27 protein-coding genes and 1 riboswitch are annotated in these 26,131 nt (G+C 37.8%); of the genes, 18 read left to right on the top strand and 9 right to left on the bottom strand.

The features are described from left to right. Positions 1–22: 22 nt before the first annotated feature. The 10 genes from HMPREF9703_RS02510 to HMPREF9703_RS02465 all read left to right on the top strand — a co-directional run bounded on the left by HMPREF9703_RS02510 (position 23) and on the right by HMPREF9703_RS02465 (position 11,235). Positions 23–541, top strand: coding sequence for a PTS sugar transporter subunit IIA (locus tag HMPREF9703_RS02510; protein ID WP_004635332.1), 519 nt, complete (start codon positions 23–25; stop codon positions 539–541). A 77-nt stretch (positions 542–618) separates the two neighbouring features. Further along, positions 619–1,329 (top strand): response regulator YycF, encoded by a 711-nt coding sequence (gene yycF, locus HMPREF9703_RS02505; RefSeq protein WP_004635329.1) that lies wholly within the window; start codon positions 619–621, stop codon positions 1,327–1,329. A 7-nt stretch (positions 1,330–1,336) separates the two neighbouring features. Beyond that, positions 1,337–3,208, top strand: coding sequence for a cell wall metabolism sensor histidine kinase WalK (gene walK, locus HMPREF9703_RS02500; protein ID WP_004635328.1), 1,872 nt, complete (start codon positions 1,337–1,339; stop codon positions 3,206–3,208). Next, a complete protein-coding gene (locus tag HMPREF9703_RS02495) occupies positions 3,205–4,527 on the top strand; it encodes a YycH family regulatory protein (RefSeq protein ID WP_004635325.1) in 1,323 nt (440 codons plus the stop codon). The genes walK and HMPREF9703_RS02495 overlap by 4 nt, the downstream gene beginning before the upstream one ends. After that, entirely contained in the window at positions 4,517–5,380 is an 864-nt protein-coding gene (locus HMPREF9703_RS02490; RefSeq protein WP_004635324.1) for a two-component system regulatory protein YycI, read from the top strand. The genes HMPREF9703_RS02495 and HMPREF9703_RS02490 overlap by 11 nt, the downstream gene beginning before the upstream one ends. 130 nt (positions 5,381–5,510) lie before the next feature. Further along, positions 5,511–6,323, top strand: a complete 813-nt coding sequence (locus tag HMPREF9703_RS02485; protein ID WP_004635323.1) for an MBL fold metallo-hydrolase — start codon at positions 5,511–5,513, stop codon at positions 6,321–6,323. Positions 6,324–6,426: 103 nt separating this feature from the next. After that, positions 6,427–7,629 (top strand): S1C family serine protease, encoded by a 1,203-nt coding sequence (locus HMPREF9703_RS02480; protein WP_004635322.1) that lies wholly within the window; start codon positions 6,427–6,429, stop codon positions 7,627–7,629. A gap of 220 nt (positions 7,630–7,849) precedes the next feature. Further along, positions 7,850–8,329, top strand: coding sequence for a 23S rRNA (pseudouridine(1915)-N(3))-methyltransferase RlmH (gene rlmH, locus HMPREF9703_RS02475; protein WP_004635321.1), 480 nt, complete (start codon positions 7,850–7,852; stop codon positions 8,327–8,329). 99 nt (positions 8,330–8,428) lie between these two features. Further along, positions 8,429–9,775: a Trk system potassium transporter TrkA gene (gene trkA, locus HMPREF9703_RS02470; RefSeq protein ID WP_004635318.1), complete on the top strand. Its 1,347-nt coding sequence runs from the start codon at positions 8,429–8,431 to the stop codon at positions 9,773–9,775. A gap of 8 nt (positions 9,776–9,783) precedes the next feature. Further along, positions 9,784–11,235: a TrkH family potassium uptake protein gene (locus tag HMPREF9703_RS02465; RefSeq protein ID WP_004635315.1), complete on the top strand. Its 1,452-nt coding sequence runs from the start codon at positions 9,784–9,786 to the stop codon at positions 11,233–11,235. Between the two features lie 73 nt (positions 11,236–11,308). Here the strand turns inward: HMPREF9703_RS02465 and thiT are convergent, their stop codons facing one another. After that, positions 11,309–11,863, bottom strand: coding sequence for an energy-coupled thiamine transporter ThiT (gene thiT, locus HMPREF9703_RS02460; protein WP_004635313.1), 555 nt, complete (start codon positions 11,861–11,863; stop codon positions 11,309–11,311). A 55-nt stretch (positions 11,864–11,918) separates the two neighbouring features. Continuing rightward, positions 11,919–12,022, bottom strand: a riboswitch (TPP riboswitch). Between the two features lie 220 nt (positions 12,023–12,242). On the opposite strand from thiT, the gene HMPREF9703_RS02455 reads away from it, so the two are divergent. Continuing rightward, the gene (locus HMPREF9703_RS02455; RefSeq protein WP_004635310.1) at positions 12,243–12,743 is read left to right on the top strand and encodes an HTH domain-containing protein; all 501 of its coding nucleotides are present in this window, start codon (positions 12,243–12,245) and stop codon (positions 12,741–12,743) included. Here the strand turns inward: HMPREF9703_RS02455 and HMPREF9703_RS02450 are convergent. Continuing rightward, a complete protein-coding gene (locus HMPREF9703_RS02450; protein WP_004635309.1) occupies positions 12,729–13,181 on the bottom strand; it encodes a YaiI/YqxD family protein in 453 nt (150 codons plus the stop codon). The two genes, HMPREF9703_RS02455 and HMPREF9703_RS02450, sit on opposite strands and share 15 nt — an antisense overlap. A 50-nt stretch (positions 13,182–13,231) precedes the next feature. Between HMPREF9703_RS02450 and HMPREF9703_RS02445 the strand changes: the two genes are divergently transcribed. Then, the gene (locus HMPREF9703_RS02445) at positions 13,232–13,873 is read left to right on the top strand and encodes an HD domain-containing protein (protein ID WP_004635307.1); all 642 of its coding nucleotides are present in this window, start codon (positions 13,232–13,234) and stop codon (positions 13,871–13,873) included. On the opposite strand, the gene HMPREF9703_RS02440 is transcribed toward HMPREF9703_RS02445, so the two are convergent. Beyond that, positions 13,860–14,729, bottom strand: coding sequence for a DegV family protein (locus tag HMPREF9703_RS02440; RefSeq protein ID WP_004635306.1), 870 nt, complete (start codon positions 14,727–14,729; stop codon positions 13,860–13,862). The two genes, HMPREF9703_RS02445 and HMPREF9703_RS02440, sit on opposite strands and share 14 nt — an antisense overlap. A gap of 70 nt (positions 14,730–14,799) precedes the next feature. Then, positions 14,800–15,327, bottom strand: a complete 528-nt coding sequence (locus tag HMPREF9703_RS02435) for an NUDIX hydrolase (protein ID WP_004635304.1) — start codon at positions 15,325–15,327, stop codon at positions 14,800–14,802. Positions 15,328–16,120: 793 nt separating this feature from the next. On the opposite strand from HMPREF9703_RS02435, the gene HMPREF9703_RS02430 reads away from it, so the two are divergent. The 6 genes from HMPREF9703_RS02430 (at position 16,121) to HMPREF9703_RS02405 (ending at position 21,612) form a co-directional block, all read left to right on the top strand. Next, a complete protein-coding gene (locus tag HMPREF9703_RS02430) occupies positions 16,121–17,779 on the top strand; it encodes a glycoside hydrolase family 13 protein (RefSeq protein WP_004635302.1) in 1,659 nt (552 codons plus the stop codon). Positions 17,780–17,781: 2 nt separating this feature from the next. After that, positions 17,782–18,627, top strand: coding sequence for an endonuclease/exonuclease/phosphatase family protein (locus tag HMPREF9703_RS02425; RefSeq protein WP_167535643.1), 846 nt, complete (start codon positions 17,782–17,784; stop codon positions 18,625–18,627). Between the two features lie 49 nt (positions 18,628–18,676). Then, positions 18,677–20,266 (top strand): alpha-glucoside-specific PTS transporter subunit IIBC, encoded by a 1,590-nt coding sequence (locus tag HMPREF9703_RS02420; RefSeq protein ID WP_004635298.1) that lies wholly within the window; start codon positions 18,677–18,679, stop codon positions 20,264–20,266. A 496-nt stretch (positions 20,267–20,762) separates the two neighbouring features. Then, positions 20,763–21,002: a hypothetical protein gene (locus HMPREF9703_RS02415; RefSeq protein ID WP_040376799.1), complete on the top strand. Its 240-nt coding sequence runs from the start codon at positions 20,763–20,765 to the stop codon at positions 21,000–21,002. A gap of 33 nt (positions 21,003–21,035) precedes the next feature. Next, on the top strand, positions 21,036–21,227 hold the full coding sequence (locus HMPREF9703_RS09025; protein WP_004635297.1) for a hypothetical protein: 192 nt from the start codon (positions 21,036–21,038) through the stop codon (positions 21,225–21,227). Continuing rightward, positions 21,196–21,612, top strand: coding sequence for a hypothetical protein (locus HMPREF9703_RS02405; protein ID WP_004635295.1), 417 nt, complete (start codon positions 21,196–21,198; stop codon positions 21,610–21,612). Before HMPREF9703_RS09025 ends, HMPREF9703_RS02405 begins: the two co-directional genes overlap by 32 nt. Before the next feature lie 183 nt (positions 21,613–21,795). Here HMPREF9703_RS02405 and HMPREF9703_RS02400 read toward each other — a convergent pair whose 3' ends face one another. The 5 genes from HMPREF9703_RS02400 to HMPREF9703_RS02375 all read right to left on the bottom strand — a co-directional run bounded on the left by HMPREF9703_RS02400 (position 21,796) and on the right by HMPREF9703_RS02375 (position 25,712). Continuing rightward, entirely contained in the window at positions 21,796–22,113 is a 318-nt protein-coding gene (locus tag HMPREF9703_RS02400; protein WP_004635294.1) for a hypothetical protein, read from the bottom strand. A gap of 111 nt (positions 22,114–22,224) precedes the next feature. After that, positions 22,225–22,437, bottom strand: a complete 213-nt coding sequence (locus HMPREF9703_RS02395; protein WP_004635292.1) for a hypothetical protein — start codon at positions 22,435–22,437, stop codon at positions 22,225–22,227. A 58-nt stretch (positions 22,438–22,495) separates the two neighbouring features. Then, positions 22,496–23,626, bottom strand: a complete 1,131-nt coding sequence (locus HMPREF9703_RS02390; protein ID WP_004635290.1) for an NAD(P)/FAD-dependent oxidoreductase — start codon at positions 23,624–23,626, stop codon at positions 22,496–22,498. Positions 23,627–24,164: 538 nt separating this feature from the next. After that, positions 24,165–24,920 carry an SDR family NAD(P)-dependent oxidoreductase gene (locus tag HMPREF9703_RS02385; protein ID WP_004635289.1) on the bottom strand — a complete coding sequence of 252 codons (756 nt, stop codon included), beginning with the start codon at positions 24,918–24,920 and terminating at the stop codon, positions 24,165–24,167. Positions 24,921–25,253: 333 nt separating this feature from the next. Next, a complete protein-coding gene (locus HMPREF9703_RS02375) occupies positions 25,254–25,712 on the bottom strand; it encodes a hypothetical protein (RefSeq protein ID WP_004635286.1) in 459 nt (152 codons plus the stop codon). Between the last annotated feature and the right edge of the window lie 419 nt (positions 25,713–26,131).

The following is a 26,131-nucleotide window of genomic DNA, read 5'->3' as shown; positions in this document are numbered from 1 at the left end:
ATTTTATAGAGGAGGGATTCAGTTGAATACGCAAGATAACATAAATGAACAGAACCAACAATCTGTCATCTTAAAAGCTGTAGTCGATGGGGATATTATTCCGATTGATGATGTAGAGGATGCTATTTTTTCTGAGCGAATGATTGGAGATGGGTACGGAATTATTCCGAAGAGCTCGATTATTTATTCACCAGTGGAAGGTATGATTTCAGAAGTTGCGGTAACTAAGCATGCATACTATATCGAGCTGGATAGTGGCTATAAGATTTTAATTCATATTGGCGAAAATACGGTCTTGCTCAATGGAGAAGGATTTAGCACACAAGTTGAAAAGGGAGATCATATTACTGTTGGAGAGCAGTTAGGTAAGGTTGATTTGGATTTCTTAAAAGAAAAAGGGTACGATGTGACTATTTCGGTTATCTTTTTGTTTGATAAATCATTATCGCTAGAGGTGGACGTCCATCCACAAACTGATGCAACTGCGATGGATACCATTGCGTGTCAGGTGACATATCAGAAGGCTGAACCATTGAATTAAGTGAACTTAAATTGAATCCGTCGCAAATCTAAGGTATAATTAAATCGATTACATGTTCTTTTTTAGGAGGAAATCGTATGAAGAAAATATTAGTCGTAGATGATGAGAAGCCGATCTCTGATATTGTGAAGTTTAATTTGGAAAAAGAGGGCTATGAAGTTGTTGTTGCCTATGATGGTGAAGAAGCACTAGAACAAGTTGAAGCGCATAATCCAGATCTGTTAATTTTAGATTTGATGCTACCGAAAAAAGATGGGCTTGAAGTGTGTCGAGAAGTGCGAAAAACGCATGATATGCCAATCATTATGGTAACAGCTAAGGATCAAGAGATTGATAAGGTCTTAGGGTTGGAGATGGGGGCCGATGATTACGTGACAAAACCGTTCTCTAATCGAGAGTTAACGGCACGTGTGAAGGCTAATTTACGTCGACATTCAACAGTTCAAGCACAATCAGAGGAAGAAGAATCGGCTGATATTGAAGTGGGTGAGTTGGTAGTACACCCAGATGCGTATATTATTTCTAAGCGTGGTGAGACAGTGGAATTAACTCATCGTGAGTTTGAATTGATGCATTACTTAGCTCAACATGTGGGACAAGTAATGACACGTGAGAACTTGCTTGAGACAGTTTGGGGATATGATTATTTTGGCGATGTACGAACGGTTGATGTAACAATTCGTCGTCTGAGAGAAAAAATAGAAGATAATCCAAGTCATCCGGTGTATATTGTGACACGTAGAGGAGTGGGATACTACTTAAGAAATCCTGAACAACAAGAAAGTTGATGGTGCCATGAAAGATAGTATTCGATTTTATAAATCGATCAATACAAAGCTTATTTTTGTTATTGTGATGTTAATTGTTTTTGTATTGCAATTTATTGGGGCAAATTTTATTACTCAGATTGAGCAGGAGTTAGTAACGTCTTTTCAACAAGCACGGCAACAAGAGATTGCATATTTAAAGAATACATCTAGACAATACTTGGAACAGATCAATAACCCCGATAATGAGGGAGAAAATAATGCAGCTGAGGAAATTAATAATTTAGTGACGGACTTTTCGAGTAATAGTATTACAGACATCAAAATTTATAGTCCGCAATTTATCATTTTAGGCATCAGTGATAATACGTTACAACGCATGGTGGGGCAGATTACGAATGATAATGATGTGCGTCATGCGTATTTACAAGGACAACAAGTGACACGACAAATTATTGATTCTCAAACTGAAGATCGTCAGTATAAAATTGTCGAACCCGTCTATGCGGGAGATAATGATTCTACAATTGTGGGGCTCATTTCGTTAGAGAGCAATATTGAGTCAGTTTATAATCAAGTGGATGATATTTCGCTTGTCTTTATTCGATCTTCTATTGTGGCAATAATTGCTTCATTGATTTTAGCTCATTTAATTTCTCGGGCGATTACGAAGCCGATTAAAGAAATGCAAACTCAAACAAAACAAATTGCTGATGGGGATTATTCTGGCTCACTAGTGGTTCACGGGGAAGATGAATTAGGACAGTTAGCGAAACTGATTAATGATTTATCTGATGATGTGTCTGAAGCACAAGAATGGATCGAGTCTGAACGACGTCGGTTACATAGTGTGTTGACGCATATGACAGATGGCGTAGTAGCAACGGATCGTCGGGGATTAATTACGACAATTAATGATATGGCTCAGTCCATGTTGAACTGTACACAAGAAGATGTGTTAGGTAAAAAATTAACAATGGTATTGGATTTAGAAGATAACTTTCGTATGAGAGAGATTATTACTCAGGAAAGAGATATTGCTGTTGAAGAATCTGCATTAGGCGAATCTCTTATTTTACGGGCGTCATTCTCGGTTATTCAACGAGAATCAGGTTTTATTAGCGGATATGTGTGTGTACTTCATGACATTACAGAACAAAAGCGGATTGATGAAGAGCGGAAGCAATTTGTTTCTAATGTGTCACATGAATTGCGAACACCATTGACAAGCCTAAGGAGTTATATTGAGGCCTTGTCAGACGGGGCGTGGAAAGATCCTGAGTTAGCACCGAGATTTTTAGAAGTTACACAAGGTGAGACGGATCGGATGATTCGTATGGTACAAGATTTACTTCATTTATCACGCATTGATTCGGGCAAAAGTGACTTAGAGTTAGAAATTATTGATGTGAAGGAATTATTTGAACATGTATTGCGCCGATTTGATATGTTGGTCAATTCAAATGAATATGATCAGAAAATTTACTCGATTAAGAGCCAAATTATGATTGACTCGCAATTTATTGAGGCTGATTCCGATCGCTTTATTCAAGTGCTTGATAATTTATTAAATAATGCGATCAAGTATTCACCTGATGGCGGAATTATTACTGGAAAGTTGCGTTTAAATGGTCAAGGAGATCATGTGATTTTATCTATTGCAGATGAGGGGATGGGTATTCCTAAGAGTGATTTACAAAAGGTGTTCTCCCGGTTTTACCGAGTGGATCGAGCACGAAGCCGAGCAATGGGCGGAAGTGGTCTAGGATTAGCCATTTCTAAAGAAGTTATAGAACAACATGGTGGGAAGATTTGGGCGCGAAGTGTGGAACAGGTCGGTACGACTTTTTATATCTCCATGCCAATTGTAACGTTTGATGGGGAGGATGAGTGGGCATGACATTGGACCGAGTAAGGCATGTATTTTTATTATTGTTGATTGCTTTAAGTTTTTATATTAGCTACAATATTTGGGTGCCACGTGAAGAAGGAGAACTTACTAGTACATTACAAGCTACAAATCAAATGCCAGCTGCTCTGATTGAACGAAAACGACTCCATGTTTATGCGCCTGCTCAATATATTTTGCATACCGATCATCCAGAAAAGCTCCCGAGAAAACAAATGTCTGAGATATTTGAAACGTTGATGACTTCCGTAACGATTACTGAGTTAAGTCATAGTGAACAATTTTCACGGGAAGAGTTTCTAATGTTAAATGAAGCGGATGAGGAACATTATTTAGAGATGATTTTCTATACAGAGTTGCCAATTGGATTATTTGATGGACGTTTTGACAATTTACCGAGTGATTTTGCGAATAAATTTTTTACACGGTTGTCAATTAATTTGGACAACCCTACGACACTGTATTTTTATAATTCCTATAATGAAGAGGTTTATAGAGGTGAACTCGATACAAGTAAGTTGACAGAAATTAGTCAACTGATTGACACTGAAAATATAGGAGGTACTCCAGTCTTTCCGCAATTAATTAAACAAGATATGGTGTATTTGCCGGAGGAAGCGCAAAAAATTGCTCAGTTTGATTATGTAATAGAACGGTTACCCAATAGTTTATTTGTCTCATCTTTTTTCCCAGATACGTCGACTGTTGATGTGCGCGTGAACAACTATGAAACAAGATATATCGACTTAACAACTGAAATTCGAATTAATCAAGTAACTGATATTCTAACCTACTTAAATCAGCTACCTGATTTGGATGAATTAACTAATGTAGAACGGTTTAATAATAGTTTTTATCAATTAAGTAACTTGGAAAATTGGGTGGAGCCCATTTTACTGGACAAATACAATCCAGATAACAATATATTAACCTACCGTCGCTATATTGATGAATATCCAATTTTTGATCAACAAGGTCGAAAATCCTATGTAGAAATCGGTGTACTTGAGGAAGGTTTGTCACATTTGCAAATTCCGCTTCAAATCACACAGACACCAATCTCATTAGATGGCAGTAAAGACGAGACGTTAATATCAGGGCGTGAGGTTTTGGATGAAATCGAGAGCCGATCAACGTACCAACTATCAGATATTGAAGGGATTCAAGTTGGACTTGATTGGACAGAAAGTAAAGAATCTAATCGCGTTATTCATTTTACACCAAAATGGTATGTCAAAATTGATGGACAATGGTTGACACTAACTGACTTGACTACAGAAAGCCCAGGTGATGAAAACTATGAATTTTAAACGGATTGAAACAATTTTTATTGTAGCGTTCATCATCTTAAACATCTTTTTATTTAATAGTCTAGTTGATCGGCGAAATTTACACTATGTATCAACTACGGCTGATCAAATTGATTTACTGGAAGATATGAGACAAGCTAATATTCAATTACCCACTTTTGATGATCAAAATCAGCAAGCCTATGCGATTCAAGCAAATAACTATGATATTTTAGAAGAAGAGGCCAGTCAGTTGGAAGGTCAAGTGGGTATAGTAGAAGAGGGCTTGTATTATACGAGTTTTTTATCTAATCCAATTGAACTAGAAGGTAGTGTGGAAGAAGGGTTTACCCAAGCGGACTACGATAAGTTAGCCAACTTTTTACGTTCACCACAAGTATTATTTGGGGAAGAATATGCTTTAGGTAAGTTAGATAAAGAAAATGGCGTCTTTATCTACTATCATGTCGTTAACGGTATTCCGATTATGGATGGGACGTCACAAATTATTTTCTATATTGATACGGATAATAATGTATTTTCTTACCACCAACTCTACATCGGAGAGACCATGCAACAAGGAAATCCGATCCAGACCATATCTGATTTAGACGCCGTAAAGTCAGCGTATCAAAATAATGAAATTTCAGCAAATACACTAGTAAAAAAACCGGTACTTTCGTATCAACGTACGTTATATTTAGATGATTTAAGTATGTATGTACCGGTATGGACAATCGAAGTTGAACATTCAACTCGAGGAAAAGTCCTATTGCAAGTTGATGCAACAGACGGCAGTGTGATTCAACAATCTGTTCAAGCTAACCCATCGATTAGGCCATTACCGGAACGACCAGATACAGGAGAAAACTAATGCACTTTTGACAAAAACTGTCAATCGTGTTGACAAAAGAAAGATGGTTAGTAACATCCGTCTTTCTTTTTTGATTTGATGGATTATTTTAATTACAATAGTAAAGACACTAAATTTAGAGGAAGATCATATGTTTAATCAACAACCAGCAGATATTAAGTTTTGTATTTTAGCAAGTGGCAGTACGGGCAATATGACGTATGTTGAAACAAAAAAAAGTAAATTACTTATTGATTGTGGCTTTAGTGGAAAGACAGCTGAGCGACTCTTAAGTCAAATCAACCGCTCTCCGGCTGAATTGGATGGTATTTTAGTCACCCATGAACATAATGACCATATTAAAGGAGTAGGCGTCTTATCACGTCGATATAACTTAGATGTGTATGCTAATGAAGGAACTTGGCAAGCAATGAGTAAAAAAATTGGCAAGATTGACCAGGAACATCAACATCATTTCTTTAATAATCGTACAAAAATATTTAATGATTTGGATGTCTCCAGTTTCGGAGTCTCTCATGATGCAGCAGACCCACAGTTTTATACGTTTCAAAAAGGCGGTAAACGATTCGTGATGTTGACAGATACGGGATATGTGAGCGACCGGATGCGCGGTTATTTAAAGAATGCAGATGCATATTTATTTGAAAGTAATCACGATTTAGCGATGCTTCGAATGGGAAGTTATCCGTGGCACTTAAAGCAACGAATTATTAGCGATAAAGGGCACTTATCGAATGAAGATGGTGCGCGAGCGCTAGCTGAAATAGTGGGAGATAAGACCAAACATGTCTTTTTAGGTCACTTAAGTCAGGAAAATAATATGAAATCAATTGCATACAATACAGCAGAGGATATTTTAAGACGAAAAGACACTGGAGTAAATGATCAATTTCAGTTGCATGATACGGATCCTGATCAGCCGAGTCAATTTATTTCATTGTAATGCAATAGTCTATTCTTTTATGATTCATTGATTATTCAAAGATAAATGCTAAGATAGTGATAGATGAATATTTTGGATTAAATTATTTATAGGAGATGGCAATATGACAAAAAGATTGAAACACATATTAATGATAAGTACTGCGACCATTGCCTTGGTAGCTTGCCAACCTCAGTCCAATCAAGCAACTATTGAAGAAACTGAACCAACCGAGCAATCTGCTAAAGATTTAGAGAGCGCTACTGATGAAACTAAAACTTCCACTGTAAAAACAAACGTCGAGAGCGATATTACTGAAGCGGTCAAAAAAGTTCAGCATACTGTTGTCACGATTATTAACAAGCAACAAGTAACTGATATATTTGGACAAACACCGACACACTCACCGGATGGAGAGCTGACTGATGAAGACCTAAATGAAGCTGGAACAGGTAGTGGTGCTATCTATAAAGTGAAAGACGGAAAAGCTTATATCTTCACCAATAATCACGTAGTAGAAGGATCAGACGCTATTGATGTGATGTTAAAAGATGGCTCACGTGTACCAGCAGATGTTATTGGAGCTGATAAGTATACAGACTTAGCTGTTTTATCTATTGATGCTGAGAATGTAACGGATGTAGCTGAATTTGGGGACTCAGATAACTTAACATTAGGAGAACCTGCTATTGCAATTGGTTCGCCTCTAGGAACAGAATTTCCACTTTCAGTCACAGCAGGGATTGTATCTGGAGTTAATCGTATGGTGCCGGTTGATACGGATGGCGACCGACAAATGGATTGGCAAATGAATGCTATTCAAACCGATGCAGCGATTAACCCTGGGAATTCAGGAGGACCACTTGTCAACGTAGCGGGCCAAATTATTGGTATTAACTCAATGAAAATATCTACCAATGTTGTTGAAGGAATGGGTTTTGCTATTCCAAGTAATGATGCTGTAGATATTATTAACGAATTAGAACGAGAAGGCGAAATCATTCGACCAACACTAGGCATCACAATGGTAGATTTAGGCTTAGTTTCTGATGAACAAAAATCGAATGTCTTAAAAATTGATGAAAGTGTCCAAGAAGGGGTTGTTGTGGTTGATGTTACAAGTAATACATCAGCTTCTGAAGCAGGTTTACAATCAGGCGATGTAATTACGTCCTTTAACGGTCAACCTGTCACAACAGGCTTAGAATTACGCCAAGCTCTGTATAAAACACGAGTTGGTGATGAAGTAGACGTTGAGTTTTACCGTGAGGGACAATTGCAGACCCAAACAATGACAATGAGAGAACAAGAACGATTAGCTTTTTAAATAAATAATAATATTGTGGATAAAAGCACTCAAAGGATTTATTGTGAGTGCTTTTTTTGTTATATCAAAGACAACAGCGGAATGAATCTATTTTTCTGTAGTTGTAATTTAGCAGAATCATTGCTATGATAGAGTTGCGCACAGTGGAAAGAATTTGAACAGAGTTATTCACACCTGTGGATAACTCTGTTGATAACTTATGGAAAAAAGGTGGATAACCATGAAGATTACTATTATTTCAGTGGGAAAATTAAAAGAAAAATATTTAATTAAAGGAATCAATGAGTATGCCAAACGTCTGGGGGCTTATTGCACCTTCAATATAATAGAAGTAGATGACGAACCCGCACCAGAGCATTTAAGTGCGGCTAATGAGCAAAAGGTTAAAGAAATTGAAGGAGAGCGAATTTTAGAACGAATAGCCTCTCGTGATTATGTATTTGCACTGGACTTGCAAGGGCAACAATTGACATCTGAAGCATTTGCTGCTGATATAGAAGATAAAATGATTTACGGACAAAGTCATATCACGTTTATTATTGGAGGATCTCTAGGGTTAAGTCCAGCTGTTATTCAACGTAGTCAGATGCAAATAGCATTTGGTAAGATGACATATCCACATCAACTGATGCGTCTGATTCTAACAGAACAAATTTATCGAGCATTTCGTATTATTCGAGGAGAACCGTATCATAAATAACGATATTTTGATTAAAAAATTTTCATAATTGTTTAAGAAATGATTATTTAAGGGTAAAATATTGAGAGTAAATAGGAGACAGAAAGAGGGATTTTATTCATGAATATAATTATTGTAGGTGGGGGGAAAGTTGGCCGCGCCCTATGTAAAGATTTATCGTTGACTGATAATAATGTAACAATGATTGAATTAAGAGAAACTGTACTTGAGCGAACAATCTCACGAGCAGATATTGATGGTTTTGTGGGAAATGGGGCGGATATTGATATTCAAAAAGAAGCAGGGGTGGAGCATTGTGATATTTTTATCGCTGTAACACCGGAAGATGAAACAAATATCATTGCAGCTTCAATCGCCAAAAATTTAGGAGCAACACATACGATTGCTCGCGTTCGAAAACCAGCATATGCCACGCATAACGAATTTATGCACGAAAGTATGGGAATTACGCTGATGATTAATCCAGAGTATGAGGCAGCATCGCAAATTGTCGATATTCTTCGATACCCAGGAGCATTGAGTGTGGAGAATTTCTCTGATGGCGTGCATCTAATAGAAGTAATGATTGAAGATGATGAATTGTCAGGTTTAATGATTAGTCGATTCCGCCAAAAGTTTCCAAATTTAATTATCTGTGCGATAAAACGTGGCGATGAGGTAGTTATTCCAACTGGGGATACAATGATTAAGCGTGGAGATCATTTATTTGTTACCGGTGAACAAGAGTTGCTAGCTAATTTTTATCATGTAACTGGTAAGAAGAAAAAACGATTAAAAAACACCTTGATTATTGGTGGAAGTCGTATTTCACATTATCTAATCGACATGTTAAAAGATGTATCTATGGGTATTAAAGTCATTGAGATTAATCCAGATAAAGCCAGTGAATTAAGTGAACATTTCCCTGAAGTTGTTGTGATTAGTGGAGATGGATCAGATCAAGAATTCTTACAAGAAGAACGTATTGAATTATTTGATGCTATTGTTAGTTTAACGGGAGTGGATGAGGAGAATTTATTAATTTCACTCTTTGCACGCCGAAATAATTTATCAAAAGTTATTACAAAAGTGAATCGGACTGATTTAATTAATTTAATTGAGGAAGATCCTTCACATGCCTTTGTAACACCGCATCAATTAATTTCTAATCATATTTCAAAATTTGTCCGTTCAGTAGGATCACGTGCACATTCGGATATTGAAGGATTGTATCGAGTGGATAATAATCAGTTTGAGATTATTGAGTTCCATATTACCAAAGAATCAGAATTGACAAATCAACCGATCCATTCACTTCCAACTAAATCAGATGTTTTGATTGCGAATATTATTCGAGATGGTCATGTGATTTTTCCAACGGGAGCAGATGATATGCAAGTGGATGATCATGTTATTATCGCAACGACTCGTAAGTATTTAACAAGTCTGGAAGATATTTTAGAATAAGGTGACTTATGAATAAACGAATAATTAGTTATACATTAGCAAAATTAATTCAAATTACCGGTGTATTGATGGGCTTTCCTGTGGTAGTGAGCTTAATTTATCGCGAACCTTTTATTTATACCTTCAGTTTCTTGAGTGTTGGTGCGGTGATGTTTATTGGTGGGACATTGCTATCGCGAATTAAGCCTAACAATAATCGCCTGTATGCGAAGGAAGGCTTCATTATTGTCTCGTTATCATGGATTATCATTTCCTTTTTTGGCGGATTACCTTTTGTCATTAATGGTGATATACCTTCTGTGGTGGATGCTTTTTTTGAGACAGCTAGTGGATTTACAACGACAGGAGCTAGTATTTTAGACGATGTAGAAGCCTTAGCATACTCTTCTATTTTTTGGCGTAGTTTTTCGCACTTAGTTGGAGGGATGGGGGTATTAGTATTTGCCTTAGCTATCTCTCCACGTGCCGAATCAGAAGATGTGCATATGATGCGAGCAGAAATGCCTGGTCCAAAATTTGACAAACTAGTGTCAAAAATTGTCAAATCAGCTCAAATTTTATACTTAATTTATTTTGCCATGACGATTGTAACGATCGTGTTATTGATGCTAACAGGTTTGCCTTTATTTGACAGTATGATCCATGCTTTTGGTGCAGCAGGTACAGGTGGATTCGGAATGAAAAATAGTAGTTTTGGTTTCTATGATAATGTTGCTGCAGAGATGGTCCTATCCGTAGCCATGATTCTGTTTGGGGTGAATTTCAGTTTGTATTACTTCATTTTAGCTAAAAAAGTGAAGGAAGTATTCTATTCTGAGGAACTTCGTTGGTACGTAGGATTTGTTTTGGGTTCTACCCTCTTAATAGCCACTCAATTGGTAGTTCATGAAACCAGAGTCGGCACAGCTTTACGTGATAGCTTTTTCACCGTTTCATCAATTGTTACAACAAGTGGTTTCTCAACAGCAAACTTTGGTCAGTGGCCGCTGTTTTCTCAGATTATCCTTTTAACCTTAATGTTTGTCGGAGGTATGGCCGGTTCTACAGGTGGGGGATTGAAGGTTTCTCGAATAGCTATAATGATTAAATCAGGTATTAGAGAGTATAAGAAAACGTTCCATCCTAACCGGCAAACAAGTTTAATCTTTGAGGGCGAGTCTATTAAGGATCCTATGCTAGCCAATATCTCCAATTATTTGGCATTGTATACCATTGTATTTGTCCTGATTATGCTAAGTGTCAGTTTTGAGATGCCAGATTTTACATCGAGTTTTTCAGCAGTAGCAGCTACTTTGAATAATATTGGACCAGGACTGAATGCGGTAGGTCCGAGTGGCTCATTTAGTCAATTTAGTAATTTCAATAAGTTACTCTTAACATTTGCGATGTTAATGGGTCGTCTAGAGATTTTCCCAATTTTAATTTTATTCTCGCCTAAAACATGGCGTGGTGTTCCATAATAGTAAAAAAATAATCATTAAAAAAAGGCATTGCTGGCAAAAGCAATGCCTTTTGGAATGGGTAACAAATTAATTAAACATTTAATCGGAAAAGGCGTTTGGAGTTAGCATAAAGTAAACTCAGTACAATAATAGTTGCAATTGTTGTGACAACCATACTACCGCCATTTACGATTAAAGAGTATACATATGGGCTCTGTCCTTCAGGAGCATAGTGTCCCCAGTAGACAACTCCCGCAATGTAATGCCAAATATATCGGGCAAAACAACCAATAACTGTCCCCGTTGCAATATAACCGTAAGCTTTATCTCCACGCTTAGCTGCTTGACGAATTTTGTCACCAACTAAACCCGCCAAGCCTAAGCTTAGATAAGGTACAGAATATTCAATTGCAATCTGAAGTGGTACAACTCCTTGAATATCACCGAGAACAATTTTGAGTAGACCATAAGTAAAGCCGATTAAAAATCCTTTAACTGTTCCGTGACGAAAAGCAAATAAAATAATAGGAATAACCCCGATAGAAATATTATACGGCCCGAATCCTGTCGGTAACATGGACAGCACTTCAGCAACGGCAATCATAATAGCCCCTTCAATTAACATCGATAATTTTTTATCACGCATAAAAAAACCTCCTTTTGTATTGGACAAGAGGAGATACCTAAATAACCGTCTATGACGATAGACGACAACACATCCCTACGCACGCACTAACGTAACAGGTTCAGTGGGTCAGAACATAGTAATGTTCACTCTCAGCTAAAAGCTCCCCTTGTTTTATGTATTCAACTACAACTAGCTTAGCATTTAATACATTATCTTGCAACTGTTTTTCTATATTTTGAAAAGAAAGCAGTAAAATGGCTGAATAAGTAATAGAAATCATGGAATAAAAAACAATATTATGTTTTATTAGCTAGTGAAATACTTTGACACAAAATGGACAATAATGTAAAATCAAAATAAGGGTATACATATAAATAATAGCAAAGGAATGAATACAATGTCAGATAAACGACCAACAGTAAAAGAATTTGCAGATAAATTGGACGTGAGTAAACAAACCATTCATAATCACTTGAAAAAATTAGACAAGGAAGAACGCACAACTAATTCGCGTGGTATTATTGTATTGACAGATAGAGAACAGCATCAATTAATTGAGTCTATTACAGGAAAACCACCCGCGACAGATCAAACTGAAAAAGACGAAAAGTCAATTAATCAAGAGCTGTCCAATACAATTGAAGAGCTTAGACAGGAAATTATTCAATTACAAGAAGATATTAAAGAGAAGAAGAGTCAAATTGAAGAGTCTAATACAAGGAATGGACGTCAAGCCGATCAGATTGATGAGTTGAATCGCCTATTAGATCAGCAACAACAACTACAAGCAGTTACCCAAAAACAACTGGATAACGCACTAGAAGATAAGACTAAATTATTAGAATACAAAGAAGAACAAGAATCAAAAGGATTTTGGGCGCGATTATTTAACCGTTAAATCATCGATACAGGATTGGAGGAGTTGTCTAAAGCGTTCCTTTTCATTATTAGTTAAAGAGGAGGGCCCTTTTGTGCGACCTCCTTTTTGTCGTATCTTGGCATTGAGATAGCGGCTGCTAAGCAAGGATTGGATATTATGGTGCGTATATTCAAATCCACGGTGATGTAGAATGCGACTTTGTTTTGCTAACAAAAGTGAGGCCAGTCCATAATCTTGAGTAACAACAATATCAGATGATGTAGCAAGCTCTAAAATTTTAAAATCTGTAGCTTCAGCAGATGACTCTACATAAATATGCTGAACTTGATCAGGAAATTCACGATAAGTATAATGGGAGTAAGAAGAGATCATGAGAACGGGAATAGGTACAGCCATAGCTTCCTCAATAATGATCTCTTTCACAGGACAAGCATCGCCATCTATAATAATACGCATAGAAACACCCTTTCTAATATTAGTCAAAAAAGTGATAAGGAGTAATAGTTATGAGACAACAATTGATAGAGCGTACAGTCCAGTTTGTTAAAGAACAGCTAGACGGTGATAGCAGTGGACATGACTGGTTTCATATTGAACGTGTATGGGCAACTGCGAAAAGTATATATGATAAGGAAAATACAGGCGATTTATTAGTTATTGAATTAGCTGCCTTACTTCATGATTTAGCTGATAGTAAACTGTTTGATGAAGCAGAAGGTCGGCAAAATATTTATTATTTTTTGGAAGGAGAAGGCGTATCTGAATCGATTATTCAACATGTATTGCAAATTGTTGAAACCATATCTTTTAGTAAAGGAGAAAAACCCGCAACCATTGAAGGGCAGATTGTCCAAGATGCCGACCGACTAGACGCAATGGGTGCAGTAGGGATAGCTCGTGCATTTGCTTATGGTGGCGCAAAGGGACAAGTGCTATATGATCCGACCAAACCCTTTTATAAGCCAACTGATCAAAAGTCGGTATCAACTATTCATCATTTTTTTGATAAATTATTATTACTAAGAGAATCAATGAATACAGAAAAAGGACAAACAATGGCAAAAGAGCGACATAAATTTATGATATACTTTTTAGACCAGTTTTTTAATGAGCTAGATGAGGCAAGGGATTATTTTAAGCGGGAATAGTTGGAACAACGGCCATACCAATTGTCCCCTTACCGCCATGAACACCAATGATCGGCGTTAGTGTATCGAGGGTATATGATTGCTCAGGATATTTTTTCTTTAATAACTCGATAACGGTCATAATATCATCGTGTGCATCACCATGGGCAAAATACAATTGTGCATTATTGTCAAAGTGATCCATTTCTTCTTCAATTAATTCAATAAAACGTTTATATACACGGCGTTTTGTACGGATTTTTTCAAACATTTCGACGGATCCATCAGCACCAATTTTTAGTAATGGTTTAATTTGCATTAAATTACCAATGAAAGCCGATGCATGACCAAGCCGCCCACCTTTGACTAGGTTGTCTAAATCTTCAACCATTAAATAAATAGTTGATTGTTCTGCTAGCCAATTCAAGTCATCAATAATGCTTTCAATATCCTCTCTCTCATCCAATAATCGAAGAGTTTGTTCAATCATATTCCGCATAACAAGGGATACGCCTTTAGAATTGATAAAATAACTTTTTAATCGATCATTATAATCATGAGCAATCATTCGGGCTGTATCTAATGTGCCGCTGAACTTTTGTGAAAGATGAATAAAAATGACATGATCATACCCTTGGGCGACAATGGTATCTAATATATCGATAAATTGAGCAGGACTCGGTTGTGCAGTCGTTGGCAGAGTGTCAACTTCAGTCAATTTACGGTAAAATTCTTTTGGTGATATGCTGTCTGGTTGGTCGGTGAATGTTTCTCCATCTTCAAACTCAAGGCTTGGAAATACTTGAAAGACAGCAGGATGCTCTTTTAATTTCTCAGATAATGTAGCGGTACTGTCCGTAATAATGGCTGTTTTCATAATAGTCTCCTTTAATCATTTAGTGATATTATCATTCAGTCAATCTCTAATATGAAGGGATATTGAGTAGTTACGTAGGATTAATTTCAGTAAAATCTTCGGCACACGCTAAAATAGCTTGAAGGAAAGTAGGTTTATACGGAACAAATTTATCTTGTTCAATAAGAGCTAAAATTTCAGGCATAGTAACCCAATTGATAGCTTGTATTTCTTGCGTGTTATACTGAATATCTGCAATGGATAACGATTTATCCAGCTGATAAACATAGTAATCAGAGAATCCATGGTCAAAATTCGCTGTCAAAATCGGTCTAATATGGTCAAAATCAATGGACCATCCTAATTCTTCTTTTATCTCTCGTGCGATTCCTTCAGCGCTTGTCTCACCGGCAATAGGAGCACCACTACAGGAAATATCCCATAAGTTTGCCCATAATGATTTGTCATTGGCTCGCTGTTGGATCAAGATCTCTCCATTCGTATTAAGAATGAGAGCATGAACGATGACGATATATTCTCCTGGTGCGAGTGGCGTATGACGATCAGTTGTTTGTATGAGACGTTGACGTTCAACATTATACGTATTAACAAGTTCCATTGCTCTCTCCTCATTTTATCAGTATATACATAGTGTGTGATGAGTTAAATAGTTATAAATTGTTTCATTGTATCTCTATTATACAATATTATATAACAAATGAAAACAATAGGTTAGCTGACATTTATGATAGAACATCCTATTTTAGAATAGAAAAATATAAACAATAAAATTGGCGATAAGATAGTTGTTGATCAGATTGATTTTTAAGTTAATCAAGGATAAATGATTGGATATATTGGTCCTAATGGTGTAAGGATGAGTACAACAGTAAAGATTATATTGGGTTTGTTATCTACTATATTCAAATATGATTCAAGGATTTATTTGGTCAGTTGGAATAATAATGAGTCGAGCTATTTTAGTAAAGACGGATTTCAATCAATTATTGGTCAATCTTACTTAGTTTATACAGGGTACTTGATTGCGTTTTTCCTTAGTGTTCATGATGTTATTGCTAGAGTACTATCCTATTCAGTATAAGCCTGTTTGTTGTGATCTAGCTATTTATGCCAGTGGGAAATTTTATGGGTTTTGTTATTTTAAGTGGAGCTCGTCTGTGGATTTACTACCGTGTATTTGTACGTAAAGGGGAGCAGTTTAGTTGATTTACAGTATCAAGTAATTAATATTTAAATGAGATTAAGATGTATCTTTTTATGTAAATCCTAATACGATGGGTCAATGTCGTGTTGGGATTTATTTTGATACCGATAACAGAACAGATTTGATTGCAATTAGTGGTTGAGGACTATACAATTAAGAAGACAGATAAAGTAGGAAGGTGATTGATGTGAGTAAGCAATGGTGGAAAGAGATTGTGGCGTACCAAGTATACCCACGAAGTTTTTATGATTCAAATGGCGATGGAATAGGGGACTTACCTGGTCTGATTGAAAAGTTAGATTATTTAAAAGAGCTAGGCATTGATTTGATTTGGGTATGTCCAATTTTTGACTCGCCGAATGATGATAATGGTTATGATATTCGTGATTATAAGGCGATTTTGGACGAGTTTGGGACAATGGAAGATTGTGATCGTCTAATTGAAGAAGTGCATAAATGCGACATGAAGATTATTTTTGATTTAGTCGTGAATCATACAAGTGATGAGCATGAGTGGTTTATTGAGTCGCGCTCAAGTAAGGATAATCCGTATCGTGATTACTATATTTGGCATGAAGGCGATGAAGAGGGGAAACGTCCAAATAATTGGGAGTCAATCTTTAGTGGATCGGTTTGGGAATATGATGAAAAGACTGAAGAATATTATATGCACGTGTTCTCCAAGAAGCAACCGGATTTGAATTGGGAAAATCCGGTTGTCCGTCAAGATGTGTATAGCTTAATTAATTGGTGGTTGGATAAGGGAATTGATGGTTTCCGTGTTGATGCGATCAGTCATATTAAGAAAAGAGAAGGATTCCCTGACATGCCGAATCCTCTAAATAAAGATGTTGTTCCTAGTTATGATGGTCATATGAATCAACCAGGAATCGACAAGTTCTTAACCGAATTAGCTGCTGAAACATTTAACAATTATGATATTATGACTGTTGGTGAAGCCAATGGGGTAAGCATTAAAGATGCAGAGCAGTGGGTTGGTGAAGAGTCAGGCTACTTTGACATGATTTTCCAGTTCGAAGCACTCGGCTTGTGGGGTGAGCGTGATGGTGAAGTTTTTGATTTGCGTGACTATAAACAAGTTCTGACCAAATGGCAAGAAGGTTTAGATGGAATTGGCTGGAATGCGCTCTATATTGAAAACCATGACTTAATTCGCGCTGTTTCTGCAATGGGAGACGATGGTACTCTGCGTAAAACAAGTGCCAAAGCATTAGGTATGATGTATTTCTTCATGCAAGGGACACCATTTATCTATCAAGGACAAGAAATTGGAATGACAAATGTTCAGTTTGATGAATTGACTGATTATGATGATATTCAATCAGTTAACCGGGCCCGTCAAATGATGAAAGAAGGTACTCCGCGGGAAGAAGCGATGAATTATATTTATGCGAGTTCGCGTGATAATGTGAGAACACCGATGCAGTGGAATGCGCAACCAGAAGCTGGGTTTACAACAGGAACACCTTGGTTAGGAGTTAATCCGAACTATGCAGATATAAATGTGGCTGAGTCGCTCAAGGATCCAAATTCTATCTATCATTTTTATAAAGAGATGATTGCACTACGTCGAGATAATGAAGCGCTAATTTACGGATCTTATGAATTAGTCTTACCATTACACAAGCAAGTTTATGCGTATAAACGTCAGGGAGAATCAGAAACATACTTGATTGTTGTCAATGTATTTAATGATTCAGCAGAAGTTGATTTGACACCATTTGACTTAAAAGAATTGGTCTTGACAAACTATGAGGTGCCAAATTCACTGGAAAAAGACATACAATTACGTCCTTATGAAGCACGTCTGTATCGGTTGGCTTAATGATGAATATTTTAACCTTAAATGTACACGGTTGGTTAGAAGAGGCGTCGTATGAGAAGTTAAGTCATCTAGCTGAGCGCATTCATCAAGCACAATATGACGTTGTGATGTTACAGGAAGTGAATCAATTAATGAGTGGCCCAGAAGTAAGCCATGACTTATTTTGTTCCCTGCAGCGAGATGAACAAGCAGTCCCACTGAAGGAGAATAATTATGCCTTAGTACTCGTGAAGATGTTAGAGAAGCTAGGAAGTTCTTATTATTTCTCGTGGGGAGCGAATCATATTGGCTATGATAAATATGATGAAGGCTTAGCTATCTTAGCGAAACAGCCGCTCCAAGCAAAAAGTTATATTGTATCAGAGAGTCAAGCATATGATGATATTGCAACGCGAACGAACTTAAAAGCCACTGTCCAATTAGATGGACAGAATTGGACAGTTGTGACAGGACACTTTTCATGGTGGCAAAGTGATGCAGATGAGTTGTTATTTAAGCATGAGTGGAAAAATGCTTTAGCTCATATGGAGGAGGTAGACCGCTCAAGGTTGATTGTCGCTGGAGACTTTAATAATAACTCACTTGTTCGCGGTGAGGGCTATGACTTTATCCGTGAGACCGCTCCATTCTTAGTTGATACGTATCAAGTGGCTGACGTACGACGCGGCTTTGCCACAGCTCAGGGATCGATTGATGGGTGGGCTCACCAGACAAGCGATAAGCGAATTGATTATATTTTTGTGTCCAAAGAGATCAATGTAGTAAGTTCTCGTGTCATTTTTGATGGAGAGCACGCTCCAGTTGTCAGTGATCACTTTGGGATAGAAGTAGTTTTGGACAATAAATAGACAGAATAAATATAACAGACGAATACTAACTTAAAAAGGAGAGATTTTGATGATGCAAAAAATTCAGCGCTTCGGAGGCGCAATGATTACCCCTGTTTTGCTCTTTGCATTTAACGGGATTATGTTGGCGTTATCGATGGCGTTTCAAAATGAAGATATATTAGGCGCAATCGCAGCAGAGGGAACCTTTTGGCGTAATTTCTGGGGTGTAATTGAACAAGGTGGTTGGGTTGTTTTCACTCAACTGGAGATTCTATTTGTTATTGGTTTGCCAATTGGATTAGCGAAAAAAGCGGCAGCTCGGGCATCTTTAGCAGCATTTACGGTATATATGATATGGAATACGTTTATTAATGCGATTATGTCGACATGGGATTTTGGGATTGATATTTCGGATGTTGAAGCGATTGGTGTAAAAACAATTGGTGGTGTGGCAACCCTTGATACAAACTTAATCGGTGCAATTTTAATTTCTGCCTTTGTTGTGTGGCTCCACAACCGCTTCTATGATACAGAGTTGCCTGATTGGTTAGGTATTTTCTCTGGGACAAGTTTTGTTGTTATTTTAGGCTTTTTCTCAGCGCTACCCCTTGCCTATTTGACCGCTGTTATCTGGCCACCGATTCAAGGTGTGATCGCAAGTCTGCAAGATGTGATGGCAAGTAGTGGAACAATCGGTGTTGGGATTTACGTCTTCTTAGAGAAAATTTTAATTCCAACGGGCTTGCACCACTTTATTTACCAACCGTTCGAATTTGGACCAGCAATTGTCGAAGGTGGTCTGCAGCGTTACTGGTTCGAAAACTTACCAGAAATTGCTGCTCACACCGGTACATTGCGCAGTATTATTCCAGCGGGTGGTTTCTTGTTCCAAAATGCAGCCAAGTTATTCTATCCAGTTGGTATCGGTGCAGCTTTCTTAGCAACTTCGAAGCCTGAGAAACGCCGAACTGTAATGGCATTGATTGTTCCAACTGCCTTAACAGCGATGTTGACGGGAATTACAGAGCCATTTGAGTTTACGTTCTTATTCCTCGCACCACAATTGTTCTTTGTCCACGCATTGTTATCTGCAAGCTTAGCGATGACGATTTACAGTCTAGGAGTTGCCGGTCATATTGGTGGTGGGTTAATTGCTCACATTAGTGGATTTGTGATTCCGCTCATCAATAACCACCTGAATTCTATCCTAATTTACTGGGGTGTCGGTCTTGTTTTCGTTGCGATTTACTTCTTTATCTTCCGATGGGCGATCTTGAAATTTGATATCAAAACGCCAGGACGTGAAGATGATGATCAAGATGTGAAAATGTTCAGCAAGCAAGATTATAAAGATAAGAAAGCATCCTCTAGTGCTGCAGCCTCTTCAGGTTCTTCTAGTGGCGGTAATGCAGCTGAACAGAAAGCAACAGGTTTCTTAGAAGCAATGGGTGGACCAGACAATATTGCAGATATTAATAACTGTACGACGCGTCTGCGTATTTCGGTGAAAGATCCGGATAAATTAGCAGATGATGCAACCTTTAAATCTCACGGTGCGCATGGAGTCGTCAGAAATGGTCAGGCCATTCAAGTCATTGTAGGTCTCGATGTGCCAAAAGTTCGTGATGCGTTTGAGAGTAGAGTGAATAATGACTAACTAACGATATCCCCATTGAACTGTCTTACCTGCAGTTTGGTGGGGTTTTTTTGATAGAGCTATTTCCAATGTCAAGCGAGTTAGACTGATTAATGTAAATTATGCAGGGCAAAATATCTATATAGTTTGACAACGCTTTTATTTCTGTTATTATGGAGTTGAAAGGTGGAGGAATAAGTGAGTGGTCGCTGATTATTGTTGAATATCCGTTTTCTATAAAGAATATGAAAAAATTTGGTAAGGTTTTATGTATAACAGTCGCACTAAGTAGTATAGGAATAGGAAGCACTCCCTTGACGGTTTCAGCTAATCAGAAGAAGTTCAGGAAATACAACAAGATTTTTCACAATATCTTGAAGTAGTAGAAACTGAACAAGGGACAGAGTATCATTTTACTGATGAAGCGTATACAGAAGTTTCACGGCAATTAGGAAATGATATACCATCATATAATCACTCTAATGTCCTTCGAAGTGGGGATGTCAAAGTTAATGGAGTGAATAAAATTGTTAGAGAAGATGGATTATTCAAAATATATCTAAGCGCTAATACGTTAAATAATATTCAGTCTGGTGGAACTGCGGCTTTATTTAGTTTACTTGGATCTGCTATCGGTGGTTCAGTAGGATCAGCAATAGGTGCCGGTTTATCAGAGATTATTGATGCTCCTCACTATTCTCATGGGAGAGTATATGTTTATGATGGCGTGTTTTATCAATACTATTATCTACAGTAATATGAACTTCATATATTTAAAGGAGAGATGAGGATGAAAATAGACTATAAAGTCATGGTAAGCTATATATTAGCAATGTTGGGACTTATTGTCATCTCAGAATTATTAGAGCTATTTACATCAATTAATTTTTTCACGTCTTGGTCTTTGCGAATTGGAGGACTTATCGGAGCATCGGTAGGAGGCTTTTTACATGGAAAGGGTAAATATTATGCGAACAAATAAAGTTAGGCAAACAATTAAAATAATACTAGTAGGTGCATTAGCTCTTATAGTAATGAACATGTCTGTTACTGTATCTGCCAATGATTTTTATACAGATGAGACAGCTACTGAGAAAATAGAAAACATTAATGTTATGGAAAGTGAGACAGAAATTCAACCTATCAATTTTAGAAATGGTAAACCTGCAATTCATGTAGGTAAATTTCTAAATGTTGCAAGTAGTATCACTAGTCCAGGCCGTCCAAGGAGCGAGCGAATATGGCATGTCCATTATGAAGATGGAGTGAAGTATGAAGGGTACCTAGAATTTACTGGTATTACAAAAGTAGATGATCCTGAGAACGTGTATTATAGATTTGCTGGATTATTACAAAAAGCTGATTAATAATCACAATCATCAATAAATAATCAAAACACCAAGTCCTGTCATCAAGGGCTTGGTGTTTAAATTTAACAATCATTCATAATAGGTGCGGTGTACTTTATCTGGGCCGATAATTGAAGTTGGGCCTTCATCGATTTGTTCCATCTTAAATACGTGCTCAGGGTGATTTTTATCTGCTTGCAATCAGTGAAAAGAATTATCTGGCAATAATGTAACTAAATGCGTATTACCATGATCTTCTTCAGTCAGTACATACACATTGTCGGCTTGCTGGCGGTAGCTACCTTCTTCCATCAACTCAGAATTGACATATAACTCGTATCTGCCATCTTTGTCAAAAAAGGATAGTAACAATACATACGGTGAACTGGCTTGATTAGTCGCTTGGTATGTGCCAACTAATTCAGGTGAAGATTGATTGACAATATAAATGATGATTAGCGTGCTTAAGACAGATGCAATAACGACAAGTACATATTTGAATCGGTGGAAAAGATTCACGAGAAACACCACTTTCTAAATTTTAATTAAATTATACCATGTTTTTTCAGAGAAGTAGTTACAAACATAATCTAATATATAAAAGTGGGTTTTTAACAAGCCATTTTCAGGTTAGTGCGAGTTAGACAGGATACCGACAATAACGGCTAGAGCTCCAATACCGAGTGCGATCCAATGCAAGCTTTCATCTTCAGTGAGTAATAAGCCAATTAAGCTGAGTCCCATACCGATACTGCCGAGTATGATTCCCCAACGTAAGAAGCCGATAAGCGATAAGGCGATGGAAAGCCAAGAGATATAGTGGAGTGTTTTATTTGATAACATAAGATCCTACTTTCTATAAAAGTGTGTCGTTCAATGATTCAACTGGCGGTTCAAATTTTTATTTTTTCTGAATATAGCGAGCAATCGGGTAATCGTCCAAAGGTAAACTTGGGGACTGTCCTAATATTAATTCAGACAAAATTTTGCCAACAAGTGGACCAGCTGTCAGACCTGTAGAACCAAGACCACTTGCAGCCACAACGGAATCTCCTTGCCCCGGTACAAATCCGAAGAAAGGCGCATAATCAGATGTATAAGCACGTGTGCCGATACGATAATTGGTAATAAGAGATGCAGTAAGTTTCTCAGAAAACATCTGATTGACGGAATTGAGAATGGGTTGCAACACCTCAGGCTCTAAAGTGAGGTCAAATCCTTGTTCATCTTCATGCGTTGCTCCGATAATGACTTTATCTTCAAAGGGAATAAAATCGCCTTCTCCTTCCGGCATGACGACCGGCCAGTTGCTGGTAGGCTGGTCGAGTTGTAGTTCGGCTAACTGGCCCTTTTGCGCGCGGATATCGACGTTATAGCCCAAAGGTTCTAGCGTATATTTAAGCCACGCAGCATTGGCCAAGACGACCTTATCGAAGGTTTTAGTGGTTGTTTTTGTCTGAATTTGATAGTTGGGTGCGGATTGGAAAATATTCAGGTTTGCTTTTTCGGGAATAAGTGTCATATGGTTAGCTTGACAGCGGGAGAGGATTAGATCAGCCAAAGCTCGACCATCCACACGGGCGCCTCCTTCAGCCCAGAGTGCTCCTGATTGCTTATCATAAATCGGGATTAACTCGCGAACCTCTTCAGCAGATAAGATCTTCAGGTCACCGATTTCTGGGGCATTTTCGCGTCTTTTTTGCCCAATCGCTAACATTTCATCTAGGTATTCGGGTTTTGACTTGAATAGTAAGGTACCGACTTGTTTATAGACCGAGTCCGGTATGGGATCGCCATCCATGACATCTGATAAAAATGTGGGATAAAAAGCAGCACCGTCTCGAACCATACGATACCACGCTTTATTGCGCCGACGCGATAGCCAGGGACTGATAATACCGGCTGATGCTTGTGTGCCGCTACCGATTCCTTCATCATAGAGTGTCAGCTCGATATCGGGTACTTGACTTAAATAATAAGCCGCACTTGCCCCTACAATCCCACCACCGATAATTGCTACATGTATTGTCATTGAATCCAACCTTCTCCTTCATTTTTCTACTAAGTAAGTGTCTGTATTGTACCGGAAAAATGAGTTGATATAAAGAAAAATAAATAATGAGGGGTTTTCTTGAACTTCCCCAGTGAATATTCGTGCATGCGAGTTTCTTCACCGTTATCAACCCCAACAAGAATCATCTTGGGTAGATCAGGTGGCATGGATGGTCTTCCACGAATGTCCAGAGAAGGATTTACTGAATACTTGAAGCGTTCTGTGGAAGCCCTCAATTTATATCTATACGAAACTTGAAATTTGATAAAATCACTGAGTTGGGTGACTATTCACTTGCCCAAGAGCAAGATAAATTACTATTTAAATTCCAGGACTGCTATACAGAGAATAAATTGACTTTTGACCTGGAAGACAAAGAAAAAATTGAACGCATTTTATCAATTCACAATATGATCGATTTATAATAAGTAACGCCCAAAAACTTCTAATGAGAAGTCTTGGGCGTTACTTATTATAAAAGTCTCTCAGCAACTAGAGAGGCTTATGATTGAGTGACTTAATCACTGACAACATCTGGGGTTTCTGGTAGTACTTGACCACCATCGACGACTAAGGCTTGGCCCGTGATATATTTGCTTTCTTTAGCAGCGAAGAAAGCTGCAGCTACACCAATATCTTGCGGTTCACCGAGTGTTTTCGCTGGAATATAATCAGCTGCGTCATTCAACGTTGGCAATTCACGCACAAGTGATTCGGTTGCGATAATACCCGGTTGAATGGCGTTGATCGTGATGTTGTAGCGCCCATATTCAACAGCAGCATTACGCATAAAGCCAAGTTGTGCTGCTTTGCTTGCTCCATAAGCTGTTCCACCTGGGTATCCGGTGACGTCGCCGGTGATGGAAGACGTTAAGATTACACGACCGTATGCTTGTTCTTTCATTACTTCAAGCGTTGGTTTCACTACATTGAACATCCCTTTTACATTGACGTCGAATACCTTATCCCAGCTCGCTTCATCCATATCGGCTAGCAATACTTCCGGATAAATTCCTGTATTCGCTGCTAGAATATCGATGCGACCGTACTCCGCTTTAACCGATTCAACCACATCTTTAGCTGCCTCGCCATCTGTCACATCCAGTTTTAAGAAGGCGCCATCTATTTTTTGAGCGAGCTCTTGTCCACCATCTTCATCAATATCGGCAATCACGACAGTAGCTCCTTGTTCGGCTAGCGCTTCAACAATCCCCGAACCAATTCCATTTGCGCCCCCTGTCACTAAAGCCACTTGTCCATCAAGATTAAACATATCCATACCTCCAAGAATTCTGATTAACGTCTAGGACTACAAGTGAATTATATCACAAATAAAGACGCTAATCAATTGTAACGAATCCAGCTTACTTTCTGCTGACTTGACCGGCAAGAACAAGGAGACTAAACGCTTGCGTTTAGTCCTTATATTTTCGAAAGAACCAAAACCCAGCATAAAGTGATAGGCAAAACAGGATAAACCCCGATAAAATTATGATGCTGACTTTTTCTGAGAACCATTTATCTAATGGGGCAACTCGCAGAAAAGCACCAGAGAGAATTAATCCCACGACTGCCCAATAGATTGGTGGACGTTTCTTTTTCTGACTCAAGACATATCTCCTTTTCCTAATCCATAGAAATCTCTACTTTTTATAACTTGATAATGATCTGGCGAATACGAGTCACTCCCGCGATCAAATACACCATAGCCGTCAAGATACAAATAGTACGATTCTCCTGCATAACTGAAGCGAATATGCACACTCATTAAAGCGCGCTTTACTTTAAAATCCTGTACATCGCTATGAACTATCCGAATAACTTCATCTCCAATCGTGTCACTGCCACTCTCCAATGGCAGAACAATCAATTCATCATCTGTAAAGATTAAATAACACCACTCACGAGCAAAATTAAAGATAATCCACGACGAAAACGGCCAGTAAAAGAAAAACGGGTGCACATAACGATCTGTTCGAAAATAATTTTCATCAGGCTCTAACCCCAACCGCTTCATGACTTTCTCAACTGCTTGCTTTTCATCGTCTAAGGAATAATAACTCATCGCTTATCACGTACTTGGTCTGTTACATTTTGTGCACCATAAGCAAAAGTAGGTATAATTAACATTACTGACATAACAATAGTAGATAGTTTTTTCATAAAAATTTCCTCCTTGTAGACTGTAACCTATCATAACACAATATCCCGATCCCTTTTTTATTCATGTTATCTTCACATATATTCTATTATGCTTATAAATCACTTTCAAGTGTTTTTTGACATTTTTTCACTTCTTATGTTACTTAACCGTTAAGTGTAGTTTATTGGATTTTTAAAAGTACCTAGCTTTTTACTAGGTACTTTTAATTGTGCGCCCGGCATGGGCGACAACTTGGTGGTGAAAGTCCACTATAAGCCTTTACAGTAGGAATTATTAGCCAAAGGCAAGGGTGTCCATCGTGAGGTGGAATCTGAAGGAAG

This window comes from Dolosigranulum pigrum ATCC 51524, assembly GCF_000245815.1.
In the GTDB taxonomy this organism is placed as follows: Bacteria; Bacillota; Bacilli; order Lactobacillales; family Carnobacteriaceae_A; genus Dolosigranulum; species Dolosigranulum pigrum.
The sequence above is the reverse complement of the archived record's forward strand: the minus strand, read 5'-3'. Positions and strand labels throughout refer to the sequence as shown.